The organism is Nonomuraea insulae (assembly GCF_042656245.1).
Genome location: NZ_JBHSPA010000029.1, coordinates 17406 through 32995, shown reverse-complemented (window position 1 = coordinate 32995; position 15590 = coordinate 17406). Strand labels below are relative to the sequence as shown.

Below are 15590 nucleotides of genomic sequence, written 5' to 3'. Positions count from 1 at the left end.
CATCGCAAGCCTCCGTGGAGCTAGGTCATTAGCTCGAGAGTGAAGGAAAAACCCGGACTTGTCCGGACCCAAAATTCGGCACCCGCGTCGACGGGCACCCCGGCCTCAGACTGTCCATCTCCCTCGCCCACGACGCCACTCTCACCGCGAACGCGAGGTGGCCTCTCGGTAGAGATCCACTCCCTCTCGTACCCTTCTCAAGGCCACGGCAGCCATGCACCCGCCTGACCGCCCAAGCCCACGCGATCATCGCCTGCGTCGTCGTCGGCCGTGACCGTCAGGCGATCCGGTAGGCGGCGGCGCCGTTGTGCAGGAAGCGGGCGCGGCCGTGGGGGTCGGCGCCGACCAGGGACAGGACCTGGTGGCCGCCGGACTTCGGCTCGGCGGTGATGACCGAGCTGTCGTTGAGGCGGACGACCTCGACGCGGTTCCCGGACCCGCCGAGGAAGGACTCGGCGATTTCATTGCGTGGGCGGTAGGTGAGGAACGCGCGGTCGTGCTCGCTGGTAAGGGTGATGTCGTACAGGGTGGAGCGGTAGGTGCCGCACATGCGGTCCGCGTCGATCCCGGTCGGGTGCATCGGCGGCACGGGTAGCGGTGCCGTCTCGACGCCGGCGAGTTCCCTGAGCGCCGCACCGAAGATCTCGTAGGCCAGTGGCTCGCCACCCGTGCTGTTGGTCAGCACGGCCACCGCCACACCCGCCGATGGGACGACGCGAAGGAACGCCTTCTGCCCCTTGGAGACACCGGTGTGGCCGACGACGCCGTCCTGGTAGAGCATCCAGCCGAGTCCCCAGCCGATGACGCCGCCGCCGAAGTCCGGGACGGATTCGACCTGGGGTTCGCGCAGTGCCGCCAGCGCGTGGTCGGTGAGGTGCAGGCGGACGAACTCCAGCAGGTCGCGTGCGCTGATCGCGAGGTGTGAGCCGCTGGGCGCCGAGTAGTAGGAAACCGCCCACTCTTTTGCCGGAACGACCTCTCCGCCGGTCTGGACGTGGCCGACCGCGGCGCGGTGCAGGATCGCCTCGTAGGCGTCGGCAGCGGCGGTGTGCAGGCGCAGTGGTGTCACCAGGCGTTCGCGGAGCACGTCGTGGAAGGGCTTGGCGCGCAACACCTCCACCAGCCTGCCGAGCACCACGTACCCGCTGTTGGAGTAGGAGAAGACGGTGTCGGGCGGGAGGAGCTGGTCCGCGTCGGCGAGGGTGGCGACGAACTGCTCGATCGCGTCGTCGTTGCGACCGGTGTCGGTGAAGTGGTTACCGTCGATACCGCCGGTGTGGGTGAGCAGGTGGCGGGCGGTCAGGGACTCGGTGGCGGCTGGGTCGCTCAGCCGAAAGCCGGGCAGGTAGTCGCGGACGGGACGGTCGAGATCCAGCACACCGTCGTCGACCAGTTGCTGGATCAGTGTGGCTGTCCAGATCTTGGTGATCGAGCCGATCTTGAACACCGAGTCGGTCGTGGCCTCGACCCGGGTGCGCAGACTCAGCACACCTGCGGCCTCGTCCCGGATCTCCCCGTTGGCCAGCACGGCGACCTGTGCGCCCGGTACGTCGTACTTCGCGACAAGCTCCCCCAGATTCCATCCCATCCGGCCAGGCTAGTGGCAAGCCTTCACCTGATCGTGTTGATGTGGAGGTTCGTGGTCGCCAGGCCGACATGCCTGGTCACGCTCCGATGAAGCTCACTGTTTCTGTCATGTCCGAACGCCCGGTACGCAGCCGTGGCACGTCTTCCTTCTCGAATCCCACGGAGACGCCGCAGAACAGTACGAGCCCGTCATCGGCTCCGACTATCTGGCTGACGGTCTTGCGATACATCGTCCACATCACCTGGGGGCAGCTGTGCAGCCCTTCCGCCCTTAGCAACAGCATGACCGTCTGCAGGTACATCCCCGCGTCCCCCCACTGTCCGGGCCCCATCGTCCGGTCGAGGTAGCAGAACAGCACGACCGGCGCCCCGAACGCCTCCGAGTTCAAGGCGGCGATCTTCACGGGCCTGTCGGGGTCGTCGCGCTCGATTCCCAGCGCCTTGTACCGCTGGGCGGCCGCGGCGGAGAAGCGGTCCAGATACGGCGAGGTCAGGTCGGCCGGGTACATCGGATACTCCCGCTCATCACCCGGGTCTCCCGCCAGCGCCCTGGCCGTCGCGCGCCTCTTCAGCTCGGCCAAGGGCTCACCGGTCACGACGTACACATGCCAGGGCTGGAGGTTCCCGCTCGACGGAGCCCGTGTCGCTGCAGCCAGCACCCGTTCAAGGATCTCTTTGGAAACCGGCTCATCGCTGAACGCCCGTACGGCCCGGCGACTGTCCACCGCTTCATACACATCCACGTCTTCATGTCCTCTCACTCAGCGACAACCACCTCTCTACCGGTTTCAGCACGCACAAGAGGTAACAGGTGACCCGGATCACACTTCGATCTGGGGTCGGTTGAAGCTCCCGGCGGTATGGGGATCCCGAGGTCGACGGTGCGACGCCCACCGCGACACCCGCGCTGCCTGCGCCCGGGCGCCGCGTGCGGGTCGGAGGTGCTCGGCCCTGGCTACTGAGCCAACTCGGCAGCCTCGCCGGCCTGCCCGCCGCCGAACACCTCGTTGACGAGCTTCTGCGTCGCCTCCTGGAACGCCACCGCCATGGACAGCGCGGCGTCGTCCACATAGTTCACCGCGGCGGTCATGGTCTTCTTGCCGTCGGGTGTGCTGTACATCAGCGCCGCGTGACCGGCCATGCCGCCGTTGTGCGTGATGATGGTGCCGCCGTTCGGGCCGGACTGGACGAACACGCCCAGGCCGTAGCCGGCCTTGGACTCCGGCGTACACATCTCGGCCAGCAGCGGGGCCGGCAGGAGCCTGCCGCCCAGCAGCGCGGAGATGAACGTGTGCAGGTCGCGGGTGGTCGAGATCATGTCACCGCCGCTGGAGATCCAGGACGGGTTCTGGCGGGTGACGTCGACCGTCTTCTGCTCGCCGGCTTCCTCGTAGCGGTAGTAGGCGTGGGCGTACGGCTCGGGGATCTCCGTCTCGGTGGTCGGCGCCACGGTGCCCGTCAGCCCGAGCGGGCCCAGGATCAGCCGCTGGATCTCCTCGGCGTAGGTGCGGCCGGTGACCTTCTCGATCAGCAGCCGGGCCAGCGCGTAGTTGGTGTTGGAGTAGCTCCAGTCGGTGCCCGGCTCGAACCGCGACGGCTTGGACAACGCCAGCCGTACCAGCTCCTCTGGCCGGTAGGTCTTGAACCGGTTGTCCACCCACTCTTTGCCCGAGGTGGTGGCGGGGATCCCCGGCGCGAACGTCCCGTCGTCGTAGTACTCGCCGGTGAAGTTGAACACCCCGCTGGTGTGCTGCAGCAGCATCCGTACCGTGATCCGCCGGTCCAGCCCGAACTCGGGCAGGTAGTCATCCGCGGGGATGTCGAGCCCGATCTTGCCCTCGGCCACCAGTTGCAGCACCAGGGTCGCGGTGAAGGTCTTGGCGTTGCTGCCGATCCGGACGTGTGCGCCGGCCGGCGGCTTGGCGGTCTCGCCCAGCTCGCGTACGCCGGCGCCGCCTACCCACTCGCCCCGCTCGTCGTGCACGCGCAACTCCACCCCGACGAAACCGGAATCGACGATCTCCTGGATGACCTTCTCCAGCTCCGGGCGATCCTGCCCGGCAGCGCCCTCCGGCAGCGCCCCGCTGCGCGCGGCGGTCACCCCGGACGTGGCCGAAGCGGCGTCGAGGGCTTCGGTGATCTTGCGGGCCATCTCCGCCATGGTGGGGCTGGGCTCGCCCTGGCGGGTGCGGGTGGCTGCTTCGATGGCGACGATGACGGTGCGGCGGAAGTTGCCGGCCTCTGCCGGATCCTGCTCGTTCAGCAGGCTCATGGCCGCCGTCAGGGCGGGCAGCACCTGGTCGGCGAGTTCGGCCACCGTCTTGCCGTACTTCACGCCCTTGGGCGCCTTGGTGAGCACGTGCCCGACCGGGCCGGTCGCGGAGGTCAGGGCGATGGAGCCTTCTGTGGCGGCCTTGTGGGCCGAGCCGGCGGCGCCGGCGGCGGACATCAGTGAGACGGCGCCCCACGCGGCGGTGCGCAGGGTGAGCTTGTCCTGGTCGGTAAGGGTGATGGACATGGTGGTGTGCTCCTTGACATCTGACATTCAAGTGGACGGACAGTTGGTGGGATGTGCCGGTTGGTGTCCGGGATATCTGGATTGCTCAGGTCGGGTCTCCCGAGGGATTCACCCGGCCTTGAGGCCGCGATCGCTGAACCGTTCGTGGCGTCCACGATCGCCGACCGCGCTGATACCGGGCCGTTGCCGTCCTGACGCCGCAGCTGACATGCGCTGGGAAGCAGCCGGCCGGGCGAGCCCTCCCCGTGGCCGCGTTTTGCGACGTCAGGCGGACAGCGGTCGGGCCGGTCCCCACAATGATCACTTCGGCGTCCATCGCCAGTCACTCTCCTCGCGGGGCTTGCGTCGCATCTCCGGGCGACCTGGTCGGCAACAACGTCTCCCGTAAGTTCCGGCTTCGGTCGGCGACTGTCGCGGCGACGCCGACCAAGACGGGACTCATAACGGGACCGGACGTCCCGTATGGCAATGCCTAGCGTGGAGGGAACGCCTCTGAATTGTCAAACGGGACGTCCCGTTCAGATAGGATGACGTCATGAATGCCCGCCGCCGCTCCGCCGACCGAACCGAAACGATCATGCAGACCGCGCTCGACCTGGCACGAGAGGTCGGCTACGCCAAGCTCAGCATGGAGGCGGTCGCCACCCGGGCCGGCGTCGGCAAAGACACCATCTACCGCCGATGGCCCTCCAAGGCCCTGCTGTTCCTCGACGCGGTCCTCAGTTCGCGCATCACGGGCCTGGAGCATCCCGACACCGGCGACATCGTGGCCGATCTGCGTGAGGTCATGATCCGGGCCGTCGACCTACTGGCCCAGCCCCCCTGGGGGCCCCTGTACCAGGAATTGATAGGCGAGGCGCAGCACAATCCCGAGGTCGCCGCCGCGCTCAACGAACGCTTCATCCAGCCGCAGACGGCCGACACGCTGGCCCGGCTCAAGACCGCCGAAGAGCAGGGGCAACTCGCCCCCGAATTCGACCTGGACCTGGCCTTTGAGGTCCTGTCAGGACCGCTGTACTTCAGGCTGCTGATCACACACCAGCCGATGACGCCCGACTACATCGACCGCCTGCTCCAAGCGGTCTTCGCCGGCATGGGACCTCAACCACAATCCTGAGATACGAGCCGATCATCATGCCGTACGCGCTCGCTCCTCATGCGCGATGAGGTCGCGGACGCCCGCGCGCATGCCGAGGCAGGCGAGGATGCCGAGACCTGCGCACATCACCCAGACGGCGCCGCCGACGTACTGGAACAGCACCGTGCCGATGCTAGGGCCGACCGCCCAGCCCGCTGCCTGGCAGGTGGACAGCGCGCCGATGTAGCGGCTGCGCAGGGCGGGGGACGGGGCGGCGATGGCCGGATACGCGCCGATGGAGGGGGCGCTGATGATTTCTCCCAGCGTCCAGACGACGGCTCCGAGGATGAGGATCCACACGCCGAAGGGCAGGCCGAACAGGCTCAGGCCGACCCCGAGGAGGAGGCAGCCGGTGGCGACGGTGGTTCGCATGGAGAAGCGCTGGATGAGGGTTGTCAGCGGCAGTTCGACGAGAATCACGAGCGCCCCGTTGAGCGCGACGAGTGCGCCGTACAGCGCGGTCGGGTAGCCGCGTTGCTGCACCTCCAGCGGCAGTGTCGACTGGTACTGAACCTCGGCGACCGCGGTGAGGAACATCCCGGCGAGGAACAGCAGGTACCGGCCGTCGCGCAGCAGGTCGCGGTAACGGGCGGTGTCCTTGGGCCCCGCGTCATCGGACGCGGCGCCCTCGCGCGCCCGACGGCCGCTCCCGGCGGGGATGACGAGCAGGACGACGACGGCGAAGATCAGGTTGACGACGGCGTTGACGACGAAGACCACCTGGTAGGAGTATGCGGCGGCCAGCCATACGCCGAGCAGCGGGCCGATGGCGGCGCCGAGGTTGAGCCCGAAGCGGCTGGCGGCCGACATCATCACGAGCCGCCGCGGCGGCGTCAGGTCGGCGAGCATCGTCGCCGCGGCCGGGCGGTACATCTGCCCGAACGCGCCTGCCGCGAAGCCGACGATCAGCAACGGCACGATCGCCGTCACGGCGGCGAGCCCCGCGATGGAGACGCTGCACAGCACCATCGACCACACGATCACCGCCCGCGCGCCGAACCTCCCCGTCACGCTGCCGCCGACGAACGTCCCCGCGATCGACCCCACGCCGAAACCGGTGACGACGAGCCCCGCCTGCGCCGGGCTGTAGCCGATGCCGGTCAGGTACAGGACCATGGCCTGCCGCTGGTAGCAGTTGAGGAACGACCGGTCGTATAACTGCTGGTCGTAGTCGTAGACGTCGTCCTTCATGTCGTCAGATCGTCCGGGTCATGAAGGAGCTGTGCGGGTCGGGGCCGTAGCCCGCGAAGGGGCCGCAGGGCTCGAAGCCGAACTTCGCGTACAACTTCCTGGCCTGCTCGAAGTGCTCGGTCGAGCCGGTCTCCAGGCTGAGCCGCACGAGGCCCAGCGCCTTGGCCTCCTGCAGCATGTGGGTGAGGAGCAGGCTCGCGATGCCGTCGCGCCGCCGCTCGTAGGCGGTGCGCATGGACTTGATCTCGCCGTGCGTGCCGTCGATGCGCTTGATCGCGCCGCAGCCGACGCCGCTCGCCGGCGTGCACGAGGTCAAACCCGCGCACGTCATCACGTACACGCCCGATCACGGGCCGGTCGGGCGCGCATATTGGCGACTGACGAGCGAACCGCACGACCACACACCCGCCGAGACCGCCGAGCGCGTGCGGGAGCTGCTCCATGACGCCGTTGCGGCCCAGTTACCCGCGTCGGGGCCGTGCGGCGCGATGTTGTCCGGCGGCGTCGACTCGACGTCGGTGGCGGCACTGGCGGCACGGCTGCTGCCGCGGGCGCTCGACACGTACTGCGTCGAATTCGACAGCGACAAGACGCACTTCGCGCCGACCGAGCTGCGCCCGGACGTGGACGCGCCCTACGCCGCGGCGGCGGCGGACTTCATGGCGACCAGGCACACCACGCTCACGGCGTCGATGCGGGACCTGCTCGGCGTGATCTCGGCGACGCGCCGCGCGCGTGACCTCCCCGGGTGGGGGCAGTTCGACGCGTCGATGTATCTGCTGTTCCAGCGGATGCGGCAGGACACGACGGCGGCGCTGTCCGGCGAGGCGGCGGACGAGTTCTTCGGCGGGTATCCGTATCTCTTCAACACCGAACTGACCCGGCGTGACACCTTCCCGTGGCTCGGGGACGGGCCGAAACTCGCCGACTACCTCGTGCCGGAACTCGCGCAGGACGGCGACGAGAAGGCGCGCTACGCGCAACTCCTCGGCGAGGTGCCGCGCCTGCCGGGTGAGGAGGAGCAGGACGCGCGGATGCGGGAGGTGCTGTATCTCGGGATGGCGGGACCACTCGCCGTCGTGCTCGACCGCAAGGAGCGGATGAGCGCCGCGCAGGGGCTGCACGTGCGGCTGCCGTTCTGCGACCACCGGCTCGTCCAGTACGTCTGGAACGTCCCCTGGTCGATGAAATGCGCGGGCGGGCTGAAAAGCCTGCTCAAGGACGCGATGGCCGACATTCTCCCGCCGGCGACGATGACCCGGCAGAAGAGCGCGTACCCGCACGTCCAGGACCCGGCGCACGATCAGGCGCTGGTACGCGTGGCGAAGTGGACAGCGAACGCGAGCGAGTCGCCGCTGCGGGCGATGTTCGACACGCCGCGCCTCAACCTTCTGCTGGACCGGATCGGCGCCAACGAGCTGCGCGCGCGGTTACCCGGCGGGGCGAGCGGCGCCCAGCTGCTGGTTCAACTCGTCGAGCTGAACGCGTGGGTGCGTGACTATCGCGTGGCCCTGCCCTGATCCCCGTGCCGGCGCCTTTACCGCCGCCCTGAAAGATCAACCTGTCGTCATGCGGACCTCGCGGAGTTCACACAGCCGTCATCGATCTCTGCCATGATCCACGGGTTCTTCGGATCTTGTGACAGGAGCACGATGACCGTATTAGCGCTGCGGGCCGCCCTCGCGGGCTTCCTGGCCGCCGCCGCCGCGATCTGGCCGGTGACGGCACAGGCGCAGGCCGCCGCGGCCGTGTCCGTCTCGGTCGATTTCACCAAGCCCATCCGTACGCTGTCCGCCGCCGACTACGGCATCGGCATCACGGGGTACGGCGAGAAGTCGTACATCACCAACGACGACAAGCACCGTGAGTACCTGCGCAAGCTCAAGCCGGGTCGCATGCGCATCGAGCTGCACTACCAGGAGCCCGGCAACCACGACAGCCCCATCGTCTGCGGCGGCTACAAGTGCGATACCACCATCACGGGTGACGCCTGGATCACGGCCATCCGCGACCTGGGTGCGGAGCCGGTCCTCATCCTGCAGGTGGACGGCCGTCAGAGCGCCGAGGTGAACCGTGACGACGCGGTCGCCCTCTACGAGCACTTCGCCGCCTCCGGTACGCCGGTCCGGCGGTTCATCCTGGGCAATGAGCTCAACTGCGCCTGCACCCCCGACAAGCCGGAAATGTCGGCATCCGAGTACAGTCGCCGCTTCAACATGATCAGCGATGCGCTCGACGCCGAGGACTCGGCCGTCCGCGTCGGCGGCCCAGCCACGGCCTGGAACGCCCTCGACTACATCAAGACCTTCCTTGAGGGTTCGGGCGACCGCGTCGACTTCCTCGACTACCACGACTACGGCAACGGCAACGAGGACGTCACCGACGAGGCCCTCCTGGGATCCGTCATCCGCGGCTACGAGACCGATCTGAAGGAGGTCTCCGCCCTGGCCGAATCCGTGCTCGGCCGCAAGATCGACATCCAGATCGGCGAGTTCAACTCCGACTTCGACGACCCCGACGGCCACCGTACGCTGAAGCACTTCAACACCCTCTGGGGGGCGGCGGCGCTCGGCCAGATCCTGCACGCCGGAGCCGCCGCCTACCAGTACGGCGACAAGAACGGCCGGCTCGGCCTGACCAGCACCAACGGCGAAGGCGGCATCCCGCGCAGCGAGCCGCTGCCGATCTACCACGGCATCGGCATGTTCACCGGCGAGAGCCTGTTCAGGCCGTTCGGCACGACGATGGTGGCGGCGACGGCCGGCAGCGACCTGCTGCACGTGTTCGCCTCCGACGCGTCCAAGAACGTCGTCCTCGTCAACGTCGGCGACGAGCCGCTGGACACCACGCTGGCCTTCACCGGCCTGAGCGCGGGCACGGCCGCCGTCTGGCAGAGCACCTCCGACGAGTGGACCCCGCACCGCACCGGCTCCGCGACCGTCACCGGCGGCGCCGCCACGCTCACGCTGCCGGCGGCCTCGGCCACGACCCTGGTCATCGAGGAGCAGGGCCTGACCGCGACCTACTTCGACAACGCCGACCTCACCGGCCCCAAGGTGACCCGCGTCGATCCCGTCGTGGACTTCGACTGGGGTGCGAACGCCCCCGACCCGGCCCTGTCGCCGGACACGTTCAGCGCGCGGTGGACCGGCAAGGTGATCGCCGACCGTGATGAGATCTACACGTTCATCACGACCAGCGACGACGGCGTCCGGCTCTGGGTGGACGGGACGCTGCTCGTGGACGCCTGGACCGACCATTCCAAGCGGGAGGACAGCGGGCAGATCGCGCTGACGGCCGGGGCGCACGACATCAAGATGGAGTTCTACGACGGCGGATATGACGCCATCGCCCAGCTCCGCTGGTCCAGCCCGAGCACCGTGCGGCAGATCATCCCGAAGGAGAAGCTGCTGACCGGGGCTGCCTGACAACCGGAGGGCGAGCGTGGTCCTGCCCTATCCATGAGGCGAAGCCGCCCATTTGATACCGAGGCCGCGAGTGGCTGTGGGAGGCGGCCTCGACCATCTCGCGTAACAGGCGCATGCCGCTCACCCCTGCGCGCCCGGCCGGGCGATCATCAGGACCACCACGACCGCCCAGGCCAGGTTGTACAGCCCGGCGAGCATGGACAACCTGCGCAGCGGTGCCGCCTCGCCGGGCGCGCTCAACGCCGCCCGCTGACGCGGGACGATCTGTGTGGCCAGCAGGACCGCCGCGCCGGCGGTGAGGACCATCGACACGGTGATCCAGATCTCCCCCATCCGGCCCTGCACTGAGGCCAGGACGATCCCGGCCAGCGGCACGATGAGGGCGATGACCGCATAGCCGCGGCTGATGCGGTGCAATGCGGCAGCCACGGCGACATTGCGCTCGCCCGATTCCGGCGGTGCCGAGCCTGTGAGCGCACTCGGCCCGGCGGGCACGGCGGTGGCGACGGGGGCGTAGCGGGGGAACAGGCTCGTCGCGACGGCCGATCCGCCGATGAACACGATGGCGGTCAGCACGTGAATTGACAGCAGGACGGCTTCCAGCATGGGCAACTCCTCTTCAAGCTTCAGGTTTGCGCGGATCGGCCAGGCCCTGGGCGATGACGGTGTCGGTGAGGGCGCGGGCGCCGCCGTGGCGGGGGTGGGCGTCCCGGCCGCGCCGGCGAGGGTGGCTCCCAGCAGCGTGCGGCGGTGCGGGAATGGACTCATAGGGCCTCCTTGTGGGACGTCGGCGGAAGGGATGTGCGAAAGCGCCGGCGGTAGGTGGTCGGGGTAGTGCCCACCACCTTCAGGAACGTCCGGCGCATCGTCTCGTCGGAGCCGAGACCGCACCTGCGGGCGATCGTCGCCACGCTGTCGGCACTGGTTTCCAGGAGTGCCTGCGCGGCCTCCACCCGGATCCGCTCGACGTACTGACCGGGGGTGCACCCGACTTCGCGACGGAACAACCGGGTCAGATGACGCTCGCTGACCGCTGCCTGGGCAGCCATCGCCGCGAGGGTGTGCTCTCCCGCCGGTTCGGCCGCGACCGCATCCAGGAGGCCCCGCAACGCCGCATGACGCGTTGAGGGGACGGCCCCGCGGACGCTGAACTGGGACTGGCCTCCCGGGCGTTGCAGGAACACGACCATGTACTTCGCCACCGCCCGCGCGAGGTCCGGGCCGTGGTCCTCCTCGACGAGGGCCAGCGCCAGATCGATTCCGGCGGTGACCCCGGCCGCGGTCACGACCGGTCCGTCCCGGACGAAGATGGCGTCGGACTCCACGGTGACCTCCGGGAACTGGGAGGCGAGGTCGGCGCAGGCGGCCCAGTGCGTGGTGGCCCGCCGCCCGTCGAGCAGACCGGCTTCGGCCAGCAGCAGCGCGCCCGTGCACACCGACGCCACCCGGCGCGCGCGAGCGCCGAGGCCACGCAGCAGGTCAAGAAACGCCTCGCCGGGGCGGTCGCCGTCCGGGGGCGCGTACCCCGGCACCAGCAGGGTGTCGATCTGGCCCTCGATCTGGCCCAGAGCCAGATCGACGCCCAGCGCGACGCCGACATCCGTGCGCACGGGCCGCCCATCGACCGAGGCATGCCGGATGCGGTAACCCTGGGATCCGTGCAGGATCTGCACCGGCCCGGCCACATCCAGCAGCACCACTCCGTCATAGACGGCCACCACCAGATCTTTCACGCCGCCAAGCCTTGCGCTCCTGGCCGAAGGTCCACAAGGACCACTAACCCACAGATCCGGACATCGCCGTACGCGAGCCTCGCGCTGTACCACGACATGCTCGTGGTCGTAGTGGGCGAAGAACCCGGCGCGCTCACCCTGACCGGCGCCAAGGTCAAGAAGGTGTGCGGTGCCAAAGGGCAGGAGCGCTGAGCACACTCCTTGTGACCAACCGTCACCATCTGCCCCGGTTTACACAATCTTGACGAATCAACTATGGTTCTTGACCATTGTCAGTCAGCTTGTGCAGGGAGTTAGCAAAGTGAAGAACCGTAGAGCGAAGACCGGCATCATCCTCACCACGGCCGTGGGCGCTCTGGGCTTCACCGTGATACCTCCGGCCTATGCGTCCCCCACCCCGGCTCCGTCCCCGACCTCCACCCCTACCGCGACCTCCACCCCTACCGCGACCACCACCGCGACGCCCAAAGGCCTGTTCACGCCCCTGAAGTACCGGCTCAGCCTCAAGGGGCAGCGGCAACAGACCAACTACTTCTGTGTGCCCGCCTCGTCCTCGATGAGCCTGTCGACCTTCGGCGTCAGCGTCAGCCAGTCGACCCTCGCAAAGAAGATGAAGACGACCGCCTCCGGCGGCACCAAGGGCTCGAACGCTCTGCCGGTGATCAACGCTTACGTCAAGTCGCGCGGCTACAAGTACACGAGCCCGACCGACGCGGACGGTAACGCGCTCATGCTCATGAACCGGGTCTCGGGGAACATCGGCGACCTGCACCGGGCGCCGGTGCTCGCGGTGTGGATGGAGCAGCTGCCCTGGAACAAGGGCAAGATCAAGACCAAGGGCAGGATAGGGCACGCGATCATCGCCTACGGTTACGACAAGACGGCGGGCACCATTACCGTCTACGACCCGTGGAAGGCGACCGGTGGCGTCCACACCATCAGCGCCTCCACCTTGGCCAAGGTCCTCCAGCCGGCCGGCAACATGTACTACATCTCCAAGCTTTGACGTCGACCCAGTACTCGTTGATGAGAGCGCCGAGGATGGCGCTGTCCCCCGCTTCGTCATAGCGGGTGATCGTGGCGACGACCTCGCAGCGGTGGCGGACCTGTCGCGGTGGACACTAACTGTGGAGCACGGTGCGCGGTGAGCGGGGGCGGCGCGTGTTCAGGGAGAGCCGGAACGTGGATATGGGGCACAGATCCAGGGCTACCGGGTCGCCCGCCGGCCCCCGCGGGAAGTCTGCGAAGCGGAGGTAAGAGCAGGTCAGCAGCGCTTCCAGGACGAGCGGCGGCCCCGGGTATCTCCTGGGTACGAAACCCCGGCAGGGAATCCTGTCGCGGGGGTCATGTTGCCTGATCGTCTTAGATGATGAACCATTACATCGAACTTGACGGTATCTCATATTTTCCCCAGGAACGGCTCTCCGACCACTGAGCCAACGCCCATGGCGCGGTGGTCACGGCGAGGAGAGCTGCGAAGCCGACCCGCCTCGTAACGTTCCTCTCTCGAGATGCGGAGCGAGATCGATCATGCCAGCGCGACACGAAGGCGAGTTCCCGCGACAGACGTGACCACGGGCCAGGCCGCCGGGAGACGAAGTTTGGCGGCACACTGGACCGAAGCCCCCTCGTCCGCTCGTGAGATCTCCACTCGTCGTCGTGCGTCCGTGCGCCGTCGCGGCGCGACTCAGCTGCCTCCTCAGGCGATCTAGCGACGCCTCGCCCTGTGATGCCCTCCGCCGTCTGTCACGGGCGACGCGCATCGGGCCGTTCTGTCCCGGTGCGCGGCGTTCCTGTCGTCCTTCTTACCCAGCAGCTCGCGCTTCGCCTGCCCTGACGTCCCGTGCGAGCCGACGGGCACTCCTGTGCCGTTCGCCCGTCCGCCCGGTGCCGCGGCTGGCTATCACCCCATGCCCGACAGGAGGTCGGCACCAACCATGACCACCCGTAGACAGTTACTCAAGGGCGGTGTCGTCGCAGGCGCCGCCGCCGCGATCGGCGGCCCCCGGCTGCTCCTCGGGAGCAGCAGCGCCGCCGCCGCGGTCATCGACCCCAACTCCATCCCGAAGTACGTGACCCCCCTGTTCATCCTGCCGGCCATGCCGCCGACCGTCGTCCGCTCCGACCGTCTGGAGTACCAGGTCGCGCAGCGCCGCATCGCGCAGCAGGTGCTGCCTCCCGGCTTCCCGCGGACTACGGTCAACGGCTACGGCTACCCCGGCAGCAGCGGCACCTTCCATTCCCCCGGCTACACGATCGAGAACAGGGTGGACCGGCAGACCCGGGTCACCTGGATAAACCAGCTCGTCGACTCCCGCGGCAACTACCTGCCCCCGCTGAACACCGTGGACCCGACCATCCACTGGGCGAACCCGCCGGGCGGCAACAGCGGCCGCGACTCCACGCCGACGTTCACCAGCACCCCGCCGCCGTACACGGGGCCGCAGCCGATGGTCGTCCACCTGCATGGCGCCCACGTCTTCGAGGAGAGCGACGGGCTGCCCCAGACCTGGTACCTGCCCAACGCGCGCAACATCCCGAGCGGATACGCCAGGGTCGGCACCGACTACGAGCCGTTCCGGCAGGAGGCGCTGGCCCGCTGGGGCGTGAACTGGGCGACGGGCTCCCTGACCTCGGTCTACCCCAACGACCAGCGCGCCACCACGCTCTGGTACCACGACCATGTCCTGGGCATGACCCGGGCCGACGTCAACACCGGCCTGGTCGGGTACTACATCCTCAGCGGCGGCAGCGCCGACCTGCCCGCCGGCACGGTCCCAGGTCCCAGACCGGCGCCCGGCGACCCGGCGGGCCGGAGATACTACGACATCCCGCTGGTGCTGCAGGACAAGACCTTCAACGACGACGGCTCGATCCTCTTCCCCGGCACCAGCGACCTGACCGGCCCCTACATCCCGGCCTCCGACATCCCGCCCTACTGGAACTCCAGCTTCCAGGGCACCGCCTCCACGGTGAACGGCACGACCTGGCCCATGCTGGAGGTGGAGCCGCGCCGCTATCGGTTCCGGCTGCTGAACGCCGACAACTTCCGCACGATGTCGCTGAAGATCGTCCGCGACCCGACCGCACGTCCGGGGGCGATCGCCGTGCCGACCTGGGTGATCGGCGCGGACGGCGGCTTCCTGCCGCGGGCGCAGCCGCTGCACGCCACCAACACCGGCGTCATGATGTTCACCTCCGAGCGCGTAGACCTCGTCGTCGACTTCACCGGCATTTCGGTGGGCAGCGAGTTCTACCTGATCAACGACCTCGTCACCGGGACGTTGGGCATCAACGACGTCAGCAACGTCGGCCAGATCATGAAGTTCCGCGTCGTCCCGCTGCAGGGCACCGACACGACCCTGCCTCCGGACCAGCTCCCGCTGCCCGCGAGGCGTAACTTCGGCCCCATCAGCGAGACCCACCGGGTCAGCATGAACGTGCTGGAGAACCAGTTCGCCGCCGGCCAGCAGAAACGGTTCCAGATGGGCGTGATCGACGGCGCCGGCGCCAACCGCCTGGAGCTGTGGACGGATCCCATCTCCCAGACGGTGACGAGGGGCAACAGCGCGCTCTGGGAGGTCTGGAACATGCCGGGCGTCGGCGGCGGCCACGCCTTCCACATCCACCTCGTCGAGTTCCAGCTCATCGAGCGGGAGGACCTGGACGCCAACGGCCAGCCGACCGGAGTCAAACGCCCGCTGTCCCCCTGGGAGACGGGCGAGAAGGACACCTGCTTCGCGCCCGCGCGGCAGATCACCCGGTTCATCGCCCCGTTCGACCTGTCCAGCAGGTATATCTACCACTGCCACCTGGTCGAGCACGAAGATCACGAGATGATGCGCTTCTTCCGCGTCAGCTGATCGCGATGGCGGGACCGCTCCGGCGACGAGGCCGGGGCGGTCATCCCGCGGCGGCACGTCCGCCGTGCCGTGCCACCGCGGGCCGCCGTCCCCCAGCCGACGTCCACAAGCTCGCCTGCCCCCTCCGCGGCA

General features: G+C 68.5%; 12 protein-coding genes. 5 read left to right on the top strand and 7 right to left on the bottom strand.

Going from position 1 to position 15590, the window contains the following annotated elements:
* Positions 1–277: 277 nt before the first annotated feature.
* The 3 genes from ACFPZ3_RS25990 to ACFPZ3_RS25980 all read right to left on the bottom strand — a co-directional run bounded on the left by ACFPZ3_RS25990 (position 278) and on the right by ACFPZ3_RS25980 (position 4105).
* Positions 278–1588 carry a serine hydrolase domain-containing protein gene (locus tag ACFPZ3_RS25990; protein ID WP_379516838.1) on the bottom strand — a complete coding sequence of 437 codons (1311 nt, stop codon included), beginning with the start codon at positions 1586–1588 and terminating at the stop codon, positions 278–280.
* A gap of 76 nt (positions 1589–1664) precedes the next feature.
* Positions 1665–2330 (bottom strand): nitroreductase, encoded by a 666-nt coding sequence (locus tag ACFPZ3_RS25985; protein WP_379516837.1) that lies wholly within the window; start codon positions 2328–2330, stop codon positions 1665–1667.
* Between the two features lie 212 nt (positions 2331–2542).
* On the bottom strand, positions 2543–4105 hold the full coding sequence (locus ACFPZ3_RS25980) for a serine hydrolase domain-containing protein (RefSeq protein ID WP_379516836.1): 1563 nt from the start codon (positions 4103–4105) through the stop codon (positions 2543–2545).
* Positions 4106–4640: 535 nt separating this feature from the next.
* On the opposite strand from ACFPZ3_RS25980, the gene ACFPZ3_RS25975 reads away from it, so the two are divergent.
* Positions 4641–5222 (top strand): TetR/AcrR family transcriptional regulator, encoded by a 582-nt coding sequence (locus ACFPZ3_RS25975; RefSeq protein WP_379516835.1) that lies wholly within the window; start codon positions 4641–4643, stop codon positions 5220–5222.
* A gap of 15 nt (positions 5223–5237) precedes the next feature.
* On the opposite strand, the gene ACFPZ3_RS25970 is transcribed toward ACFPZ3_RS25975, so the two are convergent.
* Positions 5238–6434, bottom strand: coding sequence for an MFS transporter (locus tag ACFPZ3_RS25970; RefSeq protein WP_379516834.1), 1197 nt, complete (start codon positions 6432–6434; stop codon positions 5238–5240).
* A gap of 4 nt (positions 6435–6438) precedes the next feature.
* A complete protein-coding gene (locus ACFPZ3_RS25965) occupies positions 6439–6750 on the bottom strand; it encodes a GNAT family N-acetyltransferase (RefSeq protein WP_379516833.1) in 312 nt (103 codons plus the stop codon).
* On the opposite strand from ACFPZ3_RS25965, the gene ACFPZ3_RS25960 reads away from it, so the two are divergent.
* Entirely contained in the window at positions 6737–7954 is a 1218-nt protein-coding gene (locus tag ACFPZ3_RS25960; protein ID WP_379516832.1) for an asparagine synthetase B family protein, read from the top strand. The two genes, ACFPZ3_RS25965 and ACFPZ3_RS25960, sit on opposite strands and share 14 nt — an antisense overlap.
* A 132-nt stretch (positions 7955–8086) precedes the next feature.
* Positions 8087–9862, top strand: a complete 1776-nt coding sequence (locus ACFPZ3_RS25955; RefSeq protein ID WP_379516831.1) for a PA14 domain-containing protein — start codon at positions 8087–8089, stop codon at positions 9860–9862.
* Between the two features lie 120 nt (positions 9863–9982).
* Here ACFPZ3_RS25955 and ACFPZ3_RS25950 read toward each other — a convergent pair whose 3' ends face one another.
* On the bottom strand, positions 9983–10630 hold the full coding sequence (locus ACFPZ3_RS25950; RefSeq protein ID WP_379516830.1) for a hypothetical protein: 648 nt from the start codon (positions 10628–10630) through the stop codon (positions 9983–9985).
* Complete coding sequence (locus tag ACFPZ3_RS25945; RefSeq protein WP_379516829.1) at positions 10627–11595, bottom strand: GlxA family transcriptional regulator; 969 nt, start codon at positions 11593–11595, stop codon at positions 10627–10629. The genes ACFPZ3_RS25950 and ACFPZ3_RS25945 overlap by 4 nt, the downstream gene beginning before the upstream one ends.
* A 301-nt stretch (positions 11596–11896) precedes the next feature.
* Here ACFPZ3_RS25945 and ACFPZ3_RS25940 point away from each other — a divergent pair, with 301 nt between their 5' ends.
* Both ACFPZ3_RS25940 and ACFPZ3_RS25935 read left to right on the top strand, forming a co-directional pair.
* Positions 11897–12601: a C39 family peptidase gene (locus tag ACFPZ3_RS25940; protein ID WP_379516828.1), complete on the top strand. Its 705-nt coding sequence runs from the start codon at positions 11897–11899 to the stop codon at positions 12599–12601.
* Positions 12602–13532: 931 nt separating this feature from the next.
* Positions 13533–15458 carry a multicopper oxidase family protein gene (locus ACFPZ3_RS25935; protein WP_379516827.1) on the top strand — a complete coding sequence of 642 codons (1926 nt, stop codon included), beginning with the start codon at positions 13533–13535 and terminating at the stop codon, positions 15456–15458.
* Positions 15459–15590: the final 132 nt, after the last annotated feature.

Coding starts and splice junctions, on each gene's coding strand:
- ACFPZ3_RS25990 (WP_379516838.1), bottom strand. CDS start 1,588: ATGGGATGGAATCTGGGGGAGCTTGTCGCGAAGTACGACGTACCGGGC.
- ACFPZ3_RS25970 (WP_379516834.1), bottom strand. CDS start 6,434: ATGAAGGACGACGTCTACGACTACGACCAGCAGTTATACGACCGGTCG.
- ACFPZ3_RS25950 (WP_379516830.1), bottom strand. CDS start 10,630: ATGAGTCCATTCCCGCACCGCCGCACGCTGCTGGGAGCCACCCTCGCC.
- ACFPZ3_RS25955 (WP_379516831.1), top strand. CDS start 8,087: ATGACCGTATTAGCGCTGCGGGCCGCCCTCGCGGGCTTCCTGGCCGCC.
- ACFPZ3_RS25935 (WP_379516827.1), top strand. CDS start 13,533: ATGACCACCCGTAGACAGTTACTCAAGGGCGGTGTCGTCGCAGGCGCC.
- ACFPZ3_RS25980 (WP_379516836.1), bottom strand. CDS start 4,105: ATGTCCATCACCCTTACCGACCAGGACAAGCTCACCCTGCGCACCGCC.
- ACFPZ3_RS25975 (WP_379516835.1), top strand. CDS start 4,641: ATGAATGCCCGCCGCCGCTCCGCCGACCGAACCGAAACGATCATGCAG.